The sequence below is a fragment of the Mycobacterium rhizamassiliense genome, assembly GCF_900157375.1.
Lineage (GTDB): Bacteria > Actinomycetota > Actinomycetes > Mycobacteriales > Mycobacteriaceae > Mycobacterium > Mycobacterium rhizamassiliense.
In genome coordinates, this window is record NZ_LT721901.1 from 131994 (window position 1) to 146358 (window position 14365).

Annotated in this window: 7 protein-coding genes and 1 pseudogene; 2 read left to right on the top strand and 6 right to left on the bottom strand. The window is 65.1% G+C overall.

Annotated features, from left to right (window positions below):
• The first annotated feature begins 110 nt into the window (after nt 1-110).
• Nucleotides 111-1121 (top strand): NADPH:quinone oxidoreductase family protein, encoded by a 1011-nt coding sequence (locus MRAB57_RS00635; RefSeq protein WP_077085842.1) that lies wholly within the window; start codon nt 111-113, stop codon nt 1119-1121.
• Here the strand turns inward: MRAB57_RS00635 and MRAB57_RS29545 are convergent.
• From MRAB57_RS29545 to MRAB57_RS00650, 4 genes and pseudogenes are all read right to left on the bottom strand, one after another.
• Nucleotides 1114-4710, bottom strand: a complete 3597-nt coding sequence (locus MRAB57_RS29545; RefSeq protein WP_425436798.1) for an SDR family NAD(P)-dependent oxidoreductase — start codon at nt 4708-4710, stop codon at nt 1114-1116. The two genes, MRAB57_RS00635 and MRAB57_RS29545, sit on opposite strands and share 8 nt — an antisense overlap.
• A gap of 30 nt (nt 4711-4740) precedes the next feature.
• Nucleotides 4741-7287: pseudogene (locus MRAB57_RS29550) on the bottom strand (type I polyketide synthase); the annotation flags it as partial.
• 451 nt (nt 7288-7738) lie between these two features.
• Nucleotides 7739-8437 (bottom strand): N-acetylmuramoyl-L-alanine amidase, encoded by a 699-nt coding sequence (locus MRAB57_RS00645; protein ID WP_083743566.1) that lies wholly within the window; start codon nt 8435-8437, stop codon nt 7739-7741.
• Between the two features lie 58 nt (nt 8438-8495).
• Entirely contained in the window at nt 8496-10007 is a 1512-nt protein-coding gene (locus tag MRAB57_RS00650; RefSeq protein WP_077090301.1) for a serine hydrolase domain-containing protein, read from the bottom strand.
• A 25-nt stretch (nt 10008-10032) separates the two neighbouring features.
• Between MRAB57_RS00650 and MRAB57_RS00655 the strand changes: the two genes are divergently transcribed.
• Nucleotides 10033-10572, top strand: a complete 540-nt coding sequence (locus tag MRAB57_RS00655) for a hypothetical protein (protein WP_157900543.1) — start codon at nt 10033-10035, stop codon at nt 10570-10572.
• 404 nt (nt 10573-10976) lie between these two features.
• On the opposite strand, the gene MRAB57_RS00665 is transcribed toward MRAB57_RS00655, so the two are convergent.
• On the bottom strand, nt 10977-13922 hold the full coding sequence (locus MRAB57_RS00665) for an MMPL/RND family transporter (RefSeq protein ID WP_077085846.1): 2946 nt from the start codon (nt 13920-13922) through the stop codon (nt 10977-10979).
• A complete protein-coding gene (locus tag MRAB57_RS00670; RefSeq protein ID WP_077085847.1) occupies nt 13919-14341 on the bottom strand; it encodes an MmpS family transport accessory protein in 423 nt (140 codons plus the stop codon). The genes MRAB57_RS00665 and MRAB57_RS00670 overlap by 4 nt, the downstream gene beginning before the upstream one ends.
• Nucleotides 14342-14365: the final 24 nt, after the last annotated feature.

Below are 14365 nucleotides of genomic sequence, written 5' to 3' on the forward strand. Positions count from 1 at the left end.
GTCTCTGTCACGGTGGGCCGAATATCGGCCCTTTCCCTCAATCAAATTACAGTGTAATCATAGTGTGATTATCACTGGCAATACTGTCGTCGGACAAGCGGAGGCCTCCAATGAAGGCGTGGCAGGTACACGGGGCCGGCGAGCCCGCGAACGTCATGCGCGTGGTGGAACGGCAACTTCCCGATCCGGGACCGGGCCAGGTGAAGATTGCGGTGTCGGCGGCGGGAATCGGCTTGCCCGACGTCCTGATGTGCCGCGGCACCTACCCGTTGACTCCCCCCGGGCCGTTCACGCCCGGCCAGGAGCTGGCGGGCACCGTTGTCGCGGTCGGTTCCGGCGTCGACCTGTCCGTCGGCACGCGAGTGATGGGCGTCAGCGACTTCATCAACGGAAACGGCTCCTTCGCCGCCGAGGCACTGGCCGCCGCGGACACCGTCGTGCCCGCCCCTGACGCCATGGATGATGGTGCGGCTGCGGGCTTTTGGATTCCCAACATGACCGCGTGGATCGGGCTGGTCGACCGGGGCCAACTCCAGGCGGGCCAACGGCTGGTGGTACTCGGCGCCGCGGGCGGCAGTGGAATCGCCGCGGTCCAACTGGGCAAGGCCCTCGGCGCCGAGGTCGTGGCGGTCGCGGGCGACGAGTCCAGGGCGGAGTTCTGCCGGTCCTACGGCGCCGACCACGCGGTGGTGTGCAGGAGCGACACGGCTGCCGACGCACGCCCGCTCGCCCAGGTCTTACGCGAGCTGACCGATTGGCGCGGTGTCGACATGATTTTCGACCCCGTCGGCGGCGCGCAAGGCACAAACGCGATGGGCGTGCTCGCCCGCGACGGCAAGCACCTCGCTGTCGGATTCGCCAGCGGCACATGGCCAACCGTCAACGTGCAAATGATGACGCTGACCAACACGTCATTGGTCGGGGTCCTCGCCGCCCCCCGTTCGCGGGAGCACGTCGACGACATACTGCACGGCCTTACCGCCATGGTGGACCGCGGCGCACTTCGCGGAACAGTGTTAGAGAAGGTGCCCTTCGACCAGGTTCCCGAGGCGCTGACACGGGTCGCCGCCCGAACGACGCGCGGAAAGTGCGTCGTCGAGATCGCATCCGTGTCTAGCTAGCGACGACCACCACGTCCGCGGAATCGACCGCTGCGCTCTCCTGGGACGCGGAAGCCTCGTCGGAGTCGAGCACACCGGTCAGGTAGCGCGCCAACGCCGTTGGCGTCGGGTGATCGAAGACGGCGGTGGTCGGCAGCTTCAGCCCAGTGACCGATTTGAGCCGGTTCCGGAACTCGACCGCGCCCAGCGAATCGAAGCCCAGATCCTTGAACTCCTGGTCGGCACTAACCGCGTCCGCGGAAGCGTGTCCCAGCACCGCGGCCGCATGCGAACGCACGATGTCGAGCAGTTCGCGTTCCTGATCGGCAGGGCTCATCGACGCGAGCCGCTGCCGGAGGTTGGAACCGGATTCGACAGCCGCGGCAGTGCGCCGTGCCGTGCGGATCAGGCCGCGGAACATCGACGGCAGTCCCGTCCCCGACGGGTCGGACCGGATGGCGGTGCGGCTGATCTGTGCCGGCATCGCGAACGAGCGCGCCTGCCAGAGCGCCGCATCGAACAGCGCGAGCGCGTCCTCAGAGGGCATCGGGATGAATCCCATCCGAGACAAACGGGCCCGATCACGCTCGTAGAGATGACCCGTCATCCCGCTGGCTTGCGCCCACCATCCCCACGACAGAGCCAGACCCGGCAGCCCCCGGTGTCGGCGATGCTGCGCGAGCCCATCGAGAAACGCGTTGGCGGCCGCGTAGTTGGCCTGACCAAGGGAACCGAACAAGCTGGCAACCGACGAGAACAAAATGAACGCCGACAGGTCCGCGTCCGCGGTGAGCTCGTGCAGGTTCCACGCGGCATCGATCTTCGGCCGCAGCACCTCGTCCAGGTGGCGTGATGTCTGCGCCGCGAACACGGCGTCATTGAGCACCCCGGCGGCGTGAATGACCGCGGTCAACGGGTGTTCGGCGGGCACCTCGGCCAGCAGCGCCTGCAACGCATCCCGGTCTGCCGCGTCGCACGCCGCGATCCGCACCGACGCGCCGAGCTCAGTCAGTTCGGATTCGAGCGCTGCGGCACCGTCGGCGGCAAGGCCCCGCCGGCTGATGAGCAGCAGATGGCGCATGCCGTGGCGAGTCACCAGATGCTTCGCCAGCAGCGCACCAAGCACACCGGTGCCGCCGGTAATCAGCACCGTGCCTTCGGGATTCATCGGCGTCGGCACGCCGAGGACCAGCTTGCCGACGTGGCGCGCCCGACTCAAGAAGCGGTAGGCATCCAACGCGTGTCGGATGTCCCACGCACGCACCGGCAGGGGTTGCAGCTCACCGCTTTCGAAGAGCTGCACGAGCTCGCGGAAGATCTCCTGGGCGCGATCGGGACCGGCCTCGAAGACGTCGAAAGCTCGATACCGAACGCCCGGATACTGTGCCGCGATCTCGTCGGCTGACCGGATCTCCGCCTTGCCCATCTCGATGAACCGCCCGCCGCGAGGCATCAGGCGCAGCGACGCATCGATGAATTCGCCTGTCAGCGAATTGAGTACCATGTCGACGCCCGCCCCGCCGGTCGCCTCGGAGAATTTCTGCTCGAACTCGACCGTGCGCGAATTCGCGATGTGGTCGTCGTCGAATCCCATGCCGCGCAGGGTCTCCCATTTGCCCGGGCTGGCCGTCGCATACACCTCGAGACCCCAACGACGGGCAAGTTGCACCGCCGCCATACCAACACCACCGGTCGCGGCGTGCACCAATATCCGCTCGCCGGCGCCGGCTTGTGCGAGGTCTGCTAATCCGTAGTAGGCGGTGAGGAACACCGCCGGTACCGCTGCCGCCTGCGCGTAGGTCCACCCCGACGGGATCGGCACGATCATCCGATGGTCGGCGACGACTACAGATCCCGCGCCGTGGAACATGCCCATCACCCGGTCGCCCGGGACGAAACCGACCACATCCTCGGCGACCTCGAGCACGACGCCAGAACCTTCGCCGCCGACATCGGCGGTGGGGTCCGGGTATACCCCGAGTGCAGTCAGGACATCCCGGAAGTTGATCCCCGTGCACCGCACGCCGATGCGCACTTCGCCGGGCTCCAAGCCCCGGTCGGACTCGGGCCACGAGCGCAGGAAGACGTTCCGCGAATCCAGCGTGCCGTTGCCGAGGGTGCTCAGCCGCCAGGTGGAGCCCGCCTCGACGAGTTGGGCGCCCCCGACGCGCTCATCGGCGGGCCGCGCCAGCCGCGGCGCGTAACACACGCCATCGCGGAGCGCGAGCTGTGACTCATCCCGACTCATGGCCTCGATCACCGCAACATCGGCGCCGGACCAGTCGTCGATATCGACCAACATTATTTGGCCGGGATTCTCGGCCTGTGCGGTCCGCAACAGTCCCCACACGGCGGCCTGGCCCAGGTCGGCGACGTCTTCGGATGAGTCGATCGCGATCGCCCCGTGGGTGAGCGCCACCAATCGCGCTTCGTCGCTGCGGCTTTCGCTGGACAGCCAATTCTTGACGCGGTGCAGCGCGTGTATCAGCGTCTGCCGGGCACCATCGGGCAGCTCTGCACCGGTGGAAAGCGTTGGCAGGCAACGCACCACGGTGACGTGATCCGTCGCGACCTCGGCCGCGCCCTCTTTGGGCGCTGCGAGTGCGACCCAGTCAAGGGCGTACACCTCGTCATCGGCGGCAGCGCTCACGCGAATCTGACTGGGCGAAACATTTTGCAGGGCGAGCGACTCGATACGGCCGATCGGACCACCCCGCACGTCCATCACGGTGATGGAAATCCGGTCACTTTGGTCAAAGGTGATGCGTGCGCGCACCTGTGATGCTCCGACCACATCCAGTGAGATGCCTTGCCATTCGAACGGCAGTCGGGTGACGTCGGACGCCGCGAGGATGCCGCCGAATGCCGCACCGTGCAGCACGGAGTCGAGCAGCACCGGATGCAAACCGAACTTGCCTGCATCGGTCTTCTGCGACTGCTCCGGCAATGCCGCCTCGACGAATACGTCGCCGTTGTGACGCCACGCCGAGTGCAAGCCGCGGAATGTCGGTCCGTATTCGTATCCACGGGTGCCCAGCGTTTGATACAGCTCGGAGATGTCGATCGGTTCCGCGCCGGCGGGTGGCCATTGCTCGATCTCGGCCTCGCCGGTGGGCGCGGCTTCCGGGCCAAGCAGGCCCTCCGCATGGCGCGTCCAGCGCCGGTCGACACCATCGTCGATTCGCGAGTAGATCCGAACCGGGCGGTCGCCGGACTCAGTCCACTCACCGACGATCACTTGCACTGCCACGCCACGGTTTTCGGCGATGACCAGCGGAGCCATCAGAATGAGCTCATCGATCCGCGGGGATCCCGCGCATTCTCCCGCGTGCAGGGCCATCTCCACCATGGCCGCACCCGGCACTATCACCGTCCCGAACACCTTGTGGTCGGCGAGCCACGGGTGAGATGCGAGGGATAGCCGGCCGGTCAGAATGACTTCGTCCGAATCCGCCTGCGCCACTACGGCACCGAGCAGCGGGTGCTCCGCGGCGGTGATGCCGAGACCGCTCGCGTTGACGGCCCCGGTGCCGGGGTTCATCCAGTAGCGCTTGTGTTCAAAGGCGTAGGTGGGCAAGTCGATGTGACGAGCACCCGTGTCTTGGAACATGCCCGCCCAGTTGGGGGATTTCCCGTTGACATGGGCCTCGGCAGCGGCAAGCAAGACTCCCCTGATGCCGCCCTCGCCACGCCGAAGCGTCCCGACGACGGCGTGGTTGTCGCCGTAGTCCTCCAACGACTCCTGGATGCCGATGGTCAACACCGGATGCGGGCTGGATTCGATGAAGGTGTCGAATCCGTTCTCGTAGGCCCACCGGACGGCCTCTTGGAACAACACCGGCTGCCGCAGACTGGTGAACCAGTAGTCGCCATCGAGGCTCGCGGTGTCCAGCTCGGCGCCGGTGACAGCCGAGATGAATGAGATCTCGCCGGTTCGCGGCCGCAGCCCCGAAAGCGACTCGCTCAGCGTCTCCCGCAGTTGATCGACGTGAGCGGAATGGGAGGCGTAATCGACGGGAATCCGCTTGGCCTGCACGTCTTCCCGCTCGCATGCGGCAATGAGCTCGTCACACGCGGCAGCGTCCCCGGTGACGACGGTCGACGACGGACCATTATGCGCGGCAACGGAAATCGATTCCGCCCACGGTTCGATGAGTGCGAGAACCTGTTCGACCGGCCGCGCGATCGAAACCATGCCGCCCGTTCCCGCGAGTGCGGTGAGCGCCTTGCTGCGCAAGGTGACTACCTGCGCTGCCTCGCGCAACGAAAGGGCGCCCGCAACGTAGGCCGCCGCAATCTCGCCCTGCGAATGGCCAAGCACGGCGTCCGGTTCGATCCCCTGCGCTCGCCACTCGGCGGCCAGCGACACCATCACCGCAAAGAGGACTGGCTGCACCACGTCGACCCGATCGAGGTCCGCAGCGCCGGCGTCATTGCGCACAACGTCAAGCAGCGACCAGTCGACGAACTCGGCGAAAGCCTTGTCGCAGAGCCGCATCTGATCGCCGAAAGCCGGCGCGGAGTCCAGCAGGTCGACCGCCATGTCCGCCCATTGCGATCCCTGCCCGGGGAAGACGAAGACCGTTCGGCCCGCCGCGGTGGCTTTCCCGGTTACTACGTTGGGTGCAGGCTCGCTTCCGGCGATCGCCGTCAGTCCACTCAACAATTCGTCGCGGTCGGATCCGAGCGCAACCGCGCGGTGGTCGAAGAGCGTCCGGGTGGTGATCAGGGAATACGCGACGTCGCCAGGATCCAGGTCGGGGTGTTGCTGAACGAACGACCGCAACCGGGCCGCTTGGCCGGCCAATCCGGATGCCGACTTTGCGGACAATATCCAGGGGACGACGGGCGGACGCTCGGCAGTCGGCTCCTCGGCCTCAGCCTCCGCGGGCGCCTGTTCGAGTATCACGTGGGCGTTCGTCCCGCTGATGCCGTATGACGACACGCCGGCGCGCCTCGGCTGGTCCGGCCGGTCCGGCCAGGCGCGGGCGCCGGCGACCACCTCGATGGTTCCGGACGACCAATCCACTTGCGGTGTGGGCGAATCCAGATTCAGCGTCGCGGGCACCACACCGTGCCGGATCGACTCGATGGCCTTGATCATCCCCGCGACGCCGGACGCCTGCTGGGAATGACCGATGTTCGATTTGACCGAGCCGACCAGCAGTGGCTGCGCGGCCGAATGCCCGGCGCCGTACGTCGCCTGCAGCGCTCGGGCCTCGATCGGGTCGCCCACCATGGTTCCTGTGCCATGCGCCTCGACCACGGCAACATCGCCGGCATCCAAACCTGCGTTGGCCAGGGCTCGCCGGATCACCTTTTGCTGCGCCGAATCGCTGGGGGCCGACAGCCCGTCGGAGGCTCCGTCCTGGCCGACGGCACTGCCCCGGATCAGCGCTATCACCGGGTAACCGAGGCGGCGCGCGGACGACAGCGTGGTTATCACCAGCACACCGGCACCCTCGGCAACGCCGAACCCGTCCGCCGCCGCCGCGAACGGCTTGCTTCGGCCGTCTTCAGCCATCGCGCGATGCCGTCCGAGCCCGACCATGATACTCGGGGAGCAGACTACGGTGGCCCCACCCACCACCGCTAAGCCACATTCGCCCGACCGCAACGATTGGATCGCGAGGTGCACCGCGACCAGAGACGACGAGCAGGAGGTGTCCACCGTCACTGCCGGGCCCTCGAGCCCAAGGGTGTAGGACACCCGGCCCGACGCCACACCGGTCGTGGTGCCCGTCGCGAGATAGCCGGCAAATCCCTCGGTTTCGTCGCAGATGCGCGGGCCGTACTCCTGCCCGCCCACGCCGAAGAAAACTCCGGTATCGCTCCCGTGCAAAGAATTCGGGTCGATCCTTGACCGCTCCAAAGCTTCCCACGCTGCCTCGAGCAACAGTCGCTGCTGGGGGTCGATGGCTTCGGCTTCGCGCGGACCGATCCCGAAGAACGCCGGGTCGAAATCACCCACGTTCGAAACGAACGATCCGGCGCGGACATAGGTGGCCCGTGGCGCCTCGGGGTCGGGTCCAAATAGCGCGTCGAGATCCCAGCCGCGGTCGGTCGGGAACTCCGAGTTCGCGTCGCGCTCCTCAATGAGCAGCTGCCACAGGTCGTCCGGCGAGCTAACCCCACCTGGGAAGCGGCAGCCCATCCCGAGAATCGCGATCGGTTCGGCGCCGCGCTCGTGCGCGTCGTTGACTCGGTGGTTTGACATGTGGCTCCGTTCGTTCGCGACCAACTCCGCGAAGCAGTGGTCAATATCCACAGCAGTCCCATCGGCGCCCCCGCGCCTGACTGCCGCTCGGATTCGGAGACTCCCCGCGATCTTTGAGGGGAAATCCGGCACATTTTTCGATTAGGTCACGTGGACGTCGCCCTACAACACCCCCGGGCGAAGCGATTCGACGCGCGAGGCATCGAACTCAGTTCCCGCAGTGCGAGACCCAGTGCGAGTTCACAGGGGGGAGATGAGAGTCGAAGCCATCGACTGGAACACTATCCGTCCCTGTTGACGCGGAGGCGGCTTTCGGTGAACACACTCGTTTTCTCAGCAAAAACTCAGTTGAGCTGCCGAGATTCGAGCCCGACCGGCTACCCCGCCACGGCGCTTGAACTGCCGATTCGTTCGAAACCGGCTAACCAGCCTCGATGGCCGCAACAGTTGCGGCCGCCTCGGGCCCACAGGCGCGTTGGAGGTTCACGGGGCCGCCAGCCAGCAAATCGTTGACGCGGCGCTTGAGGTCGCCCGAGGAGAGATGGGCATAGAGGTTCGCGCCCGGACACGACGTCTGTGCCAGATCGCGGTGGCCGGCCAAGCTGTCGGTGGCGATGTGAAACGTCTGCGTCGCCCAGGCGAACGCGACAGCGGCTGCGTGCAGCTGGGCCTCCGAAACGGCTTCTTGGTCGAAGTCCCCTTCGCAGAGGACCAGGAAGTGTCCGGTGGTGTCGTAGTCCGTCGCGGTGTCACCCGCGATCGCCGGCGTGCGCAGTTCGTAGACGTTGCCGTCGCGGTCGATACCCACGTGATACGCGATGTCGACCCACCCCTTGGTGTCTTGGTGGTAGCGCTGGTCCTGACGCAGCCGGCCCGGGGCGTTGCGGTTGTCGCCGAGGACGACGGCCTCGTGGTGCAGGGTCATGCGGGTGATGGTGTGAGGCTTACCGCCGGCTCGGGCGGGACGCGCGCCCCAGGCATCCCGGCACAGCATGACGGCCGAAGACGAGTTGAGCGGGGATGCGGATGCGGTGGTCGATTGGCCGCAGCCGCTGACCATCGCCGCCGCCCCGGCGCCTCCGACCAGCTGGAGCAGCTGGCGACGGCTTACTGGCTCCATGCTGAACACGATACGAATCGCTGTGGTCACTGGGATCGGTACGGCGAAACGAACCGGTTCACAGACCGAGGGCCCGCGCACTCGCCGTCGCAACGTCGCCGCGCAGGATCGACATGGGTGGACTGCCCCGGACATGGATCGAGTTCGAGAGCAGGACGACGTAGGTATCGGAGCCCGGGTCCAGCCAAAGCGAGGTGCCGGTGAAGCCGGTATGGCCGAAGCTTCCGATGGGAAAGACGACGCCCCGCGCCGTGGAGTCGGCGGTGTCGATATCCCAGCCGACGCCACGCAGGTTTGCACCGGCGATGGCCGGATAGTGCGGCGCGAGCAGCGGATCGGCTGCATTCGGTGTACTTGCGACGGCGGCCCGCGCGGCGGCATTCGCCGCATCGATTTGCTGCGCGTTGTGTCCCGGCTGCTGCGGACTCGTCATCGACTCCAAAGTCTTTTGCGCCAAAGGGAATTGGCTCGGGCGGCCCGCGAGTCGATCGAGCAGAGCCTGCGCGAAGATGCCCACGTCGTGTGCCGTCGAGAACACGCCTGAATGCCCGGCCACGCCACCCATGCGCCGCGCCGTCGTGTCCTGCACGGTGCCCCGCAGCAGGTGATCGAGATCGGGGTTGTTGCCCGGATCGGCCCGCCCTTCTTCGTCGCGGGCGGTCGGAGCGATGCGCGGCAACAGATCGACGTCCCAGGTGCCGGCGGGACACGCGTCGTGCGCCCAGTCTTGTGGCACGGGAGCCCAGGCGATCGCGGATCCCAACGTGGTGTGCGAACCGCAGGCTTTGGCGACCGGGAGGTAGTGGGTATCGGTCAGGCGAAGCGGGTCGAAGATCTGACCCTGGACGTATACGTCCAGGGACTCACCGGTGGCCTTCTCGACCAGCGCGCCCAGCAGCAGGAAGTTGATATCCGAGTACTGGAAACGCTCGCCGGGAGCAGACTCCAGCGGTGTCGTCAGCGCACGACGAATGCCCTCCGCCTTGTCCGCACCGTTCAGTCCCCACGGATCTCCCAGATTGACGTCGCCCGGTAAGCCGGAAGTGTGCGTGAGCAGCATGCGGACGGTCACCTGCGCGCGCCGAGGATCGCCCGCGGTGTTGAAGTCCGGCAGGTACTGCTGCACGGGATCGTCGAACGCGACCATGCCCTTTTCGTAGAGCTGCATGACTGCGGTTGCCGTGGCGAGGCTCTTCGTCAACGACGCCAAGTCGAAGATCGTGTCCTCGGTCATCGGCTCCGCCGGTGCGGGCAGCCCATCCAACCCGGGTTCGTCAGCGAGCTTGCGCGAGCCGTACGCCTGATGGAAGGCGATCTTGCCGCCGTGCCCGACGACAATCACAGCGCCCGGGAGTTTGTTAGCCGCGATCGCATCGTTGATCAGCTGCGAGACCTTTGCGAAATCGGGTGCGGGAGCCGCAGCTGGTGCCTGCTTTGCCTGTCCTTCATTGCTCGTCGCCGTGTGTGCCGCATCGCCACGCGAGCAGGCCGCAACAAATGCAATGGCGACGATTCCGATCGCGATGGCCCGTCGGACTGAGCGACTGCGGGCCTCGTGCGAAGGACGCATGATCTCAGTGTCCACGGTGTCCACGGTGTCGACGATCGAGTACCGGTGCCGCTGGAAACCGGGCGAGGCATTCGGTCAAACCGCATTGAGCGCAATCGCTTGTCGACACACGAGAGATACTGAAGACGTGAGCCTCATCCATGCCGAGTTGGTCGAAAAGTTGCACTTTGGCGACGATGCGGTCTTGTTGGCTATGGACAGCGAAGGGGTTGACGACGTCCTTGCGGCGGTAACGCAGGCTGCGCAGCGGAGAACGGCGCAGCTGGATCACGGCGCGACGGTGCACCAATTTCTCATCCAGCCAGGCGCGGCCGACGTAGACTTCGGCGCGGCTAGCGTCGTCTGGCGACTTGACTCCGCCGTAGCCGCAGAACTCATCGAGCTGCTGACCGAGATGCACGATCACCCTGGCGCAGGCCACCATTACGTGGATATATCGGCGCCCGCAGACATGCTCGTGCTCTCACAAAACGAATACCCGTTGAAGGGTGAACGAGCACGATCAGGGCCTAAGCAAAGGCCGCACTACTTCGACAAGTCATCGGGCCAACCCTTGAGCAGTTGAAGGCGATCGTCTTTGAGCTGACCACGATGGACATTGGTGCAAGCCGCCGAGAGTCGAACCCGACCCTCTACCAAGCGGTTTCGCGCCGAGCCTTATCTTTCACGTGGGTGGAGCAGCAATGCACCATCTCGCAATGGAACCGGTCACTGCATTCCTGCGAGCAATAAATTGACGCGGCCGGAAGCCAATCCGGATCGGACAAGTCACGCGGTCGGTCATTCGGATCGAATGTGTGGCCGCAATGCACGCAGGTCTTTATCTTGACCTTGGTCTTGGTAGCCATGTAGCTCAGAGTACGCGCGATTGCCCTAAATCAATGGCGTGAATTTCGATCTATTTTCGTTAGCTTTATTCACGAATTTTGTTTACACGCTTTCGAATACCGACGTGTGCCGTGCTGGACGCTACGGCTGGGATTCCGTCGTCAGCGCGTGCCGCGGCTGGTGCAACAGCGCACGAACCAGCGGGCGCGGCCCGAGCGACCGAAGCATCTGGCTGGCAGGGCGGACCCGTACCCGCTTCGGCCACCAGAACCAGCGTCCCATCACCGTCATGATCGACGGCGTGATGAGCGATCGGACGACGAAGGTGTCGAACAACAGACCGATGCCGATCGTCGTGCCGAACTGGCCGATGGCCCGGAGATCGCTGGTGATCATCGTGCCCATGGTGACGGCGAACACCACACCGGCGGCGGTCACCACCGGGCCGGTCACACCCATGCCACGGATGAGCCCCGTTTTCAGGCCGGCTCCGATCTCCTCCTCGATCCGGGACACCAGCATCAAGTTGTAATCGGACCCCACCGCCAAGAGCACGATTAGCGCGAATTCGGTTGCCACCCAGTGCAACTGGAAGTTACCGAGGTGCTGCCAAATCAGCGTCGAGAACCCGAAGGCGGCCCCTAACGACAGCACGATCGTGCCGACGATGACGCCCGCAGCCACCAAAGCGCGGGTGACCAGCACCATGATGATGAAGATGAGCACGATCGAGGCCACTGCGGCGATCATCAAGTCGTACTTGGCGCCGTTGGCGATGTCGTAAAACGTCGCGGCCGTACCGCCGAGGTAGATGTCGGCGTTCTCCAGCGAGGTGAGTTTGATCGCCTCCTTGGCCGCTTGTCGCTCCTGATCGACCGACGCAATCCCCTTCGTCGTCGCCGGATCCACAGTGTGGGTGATGATGAAGCGAGCGGCTTTGCCGTCCGGCGACATCATCAAGCTCAACCCCAGCTGGAAATCCGGGTTCTGAAAGACCTCGGGCGGCAAGTAGAACAGGCTCTCCACCTGAGAGTCGTTGAACGACTTGCCCATTACGGCGTTCGTGTCAGTCAGCCGGTCGAACTGATCGATCAGACTGTCAAACGAGCTGTAAATGGTCAGCGTCGTGTCGCGGATCGACTTCGAGACAGCGATGTTCTCGGGAATGATCGCCAGCAATTCGCGCGTGGCCGCAGCCGTGTTGGTGAGATCGCCGGTAAGGGCATGGAACTTTTCGGCCAGCTTGTCGAACCCGTCCAGCGCGTCGAAGAGCGACCGTAGCGACCAGCAGATCGGGATGTCGTAGCAGTGCTTCTCCCAGTAGAAGTAGCTGCGAATCGGTCTCCAGAAGTCGTCGAAATCCGCGATATGGTCCCGGATTTCGTCCGTGATGGCCGCCGTCTCCCCCGTGGTTTTCGAGCTGTCGTCCGCGGCGTCCGCGAGCTTCTGCGTCACCGTGTATTGGCGCTCCAACAGGGCGATCTGAGTATCGAGGAAACCGGTGATCTTCTTGATGTCGCCGACCCGGGCCCTCAGGTAATTGAGGTTGTCGCGGATGGGCGCGGTTTGCACACTGAGTTGGAACGGAATCGATCCGTCTTGAATGGGCGGGCCGAGCGGTCTGGTGATGCTCTGCACGCGTTCGATGCCGGGCACCCGGAAGATGGCGCCGGCGATCTTGTCCAGGACCAGCAGGTCTCGGGGATTGCGCAGATCGTGGTCCGATTCGATCATCATCAGGTCCGGGTTCAACCGGGCCTGGGTGAAGTGTTGATCGGCCGCGTTGTACGCCTGCACTGAGGATGCGCTCTGCGGCAAGTAGTACAGGTCGTTGTAGCGCGGGGTGAAGCCCATCAAGCCCAGGGCGCCGACGATCGCCAGGATGACGGAGGTGGCAAGGATGGGCGCGGGCCACCGCACGATGGCCGTCGCCAGGCGGCGCCACCGGGTGTAGTTGAACTCGCGCTTCGGGTCGAAAAGCCCGAAGCCGCTTGCGAACGCGATGAGCGCCGGCGTCAGGGTCACCCCGGCGGCCACCACCACCAGCAGACCCACCGCGCACGGGAACGCCAGCGAACTGAAGTAGGGCAGCCGAGTGAACTTCAGACAGGCCAGCGCCCCGACGATCGTCAAACCCGAGCCCAGCACCACCTTGGTGACCCCGGCGAAGGTGTCGTAGTAGGCGGCTTCGCGCTCCAGCCCCCGTTCGCGGCCCTCCTGGTAGCGGCCGACCATGAATATCGCGTAGTCGGTACCCGCCGCGATCGCCAGTGCGGTCAGCAAGTTGACGGCGAAAGTCGACAACCCCATGATGCCGGTATCGGCCAGCAGTGCTACCACGCCTCGGCCGGCGGCGAGTCCGACGAACAGGATGACCATCGTCAGCAGTACCGTGCCGATGGATCGATAGACGAACATCAGCATGATCGCGATGATGACGATGGTGATGATGGTCATCTTGGCCAGGCTCTTGTCACCGACAACGATCACGTCGGCGGTCAGGGCTCCCTGACCGGCGACGTAGGCCTTCACCCCCGCCGGCGGCTTCGTGTCCGCGACGATTTTGCGGACCGCGTTAACCGACTCGTCGCCAATGGCACCGCCCTGGTCACCGCGCAGGTTGACCTGGACGTAGGCGGACTTGTGGTCGTAGCTCTCGACACCCGATGACGTGAATCGCTGCCCCCAGAAATTCAGCGCGTGCTCGACGTGTTTGTGGTCCTGCTGCAGCTTCTTGACTAGCTCGTCGTAGTACTGGTGAGCGTCCTGGCCGAGAGGTTTGTCACCGACCAGGGTCACTAACACGAGGTTGTCGGAGTCGTACTCCTTGAATTTCTCCCCGATGTGCTTCATCCCGGTCACCGAAGGCGCGTCGGACGGCGAAAGCGGCACCGAGACCTCGTCGGCAACCTTCTCCAACGGAGGGACGAAGACGTTTACGCCGACCGCGAGCAGCACCCAGAACACGACGATTGGCAGCGCTAAGACACGGATGGTGTGGGCTAGACGCGGTTTGTGCTCGACTTCGGTGCGCCGCGCGACTGGGATTTCGTCCGTGTCGCTCGTGTCGCTCGTGTCGTCCGTCACGCGGACTTGTCCAAGCAGGAGACCTGTGCGTCGCGGGTGTCGACCTGTTGTTGATCGACCAGTTTGCCGTCGACGGTGATCCGGCACCCGAGGGACGGACTGTCACCCTGGGCGACAACGTAGGCGAAGATGCCGGGCATCGCGGCGACGATCGTCGTCGACCACGGCAACGTGGTGAAATTGGCCTTCTGCGGCAGGGACTCCGCGTCCATCCAGTTGACGACGCCGGTTGTCCCTGGCGGCCCCAGAATTTCGTAGGTGGCGGTCTTGGAAGCGTACGGCGGGGTCGCATCGCGGGGATCAGGCTTGGCCAGGCCGGGTCCGGGGAAGACGCCGTTGAGTCGCATCACTGCAACGCCGCCGATGATCAGCGCCACGACCACTACCAGTGGGACCCATGCCCGCTTGAGAAGTCTCACCGTGCCTCCCGATCAGGAATGCTC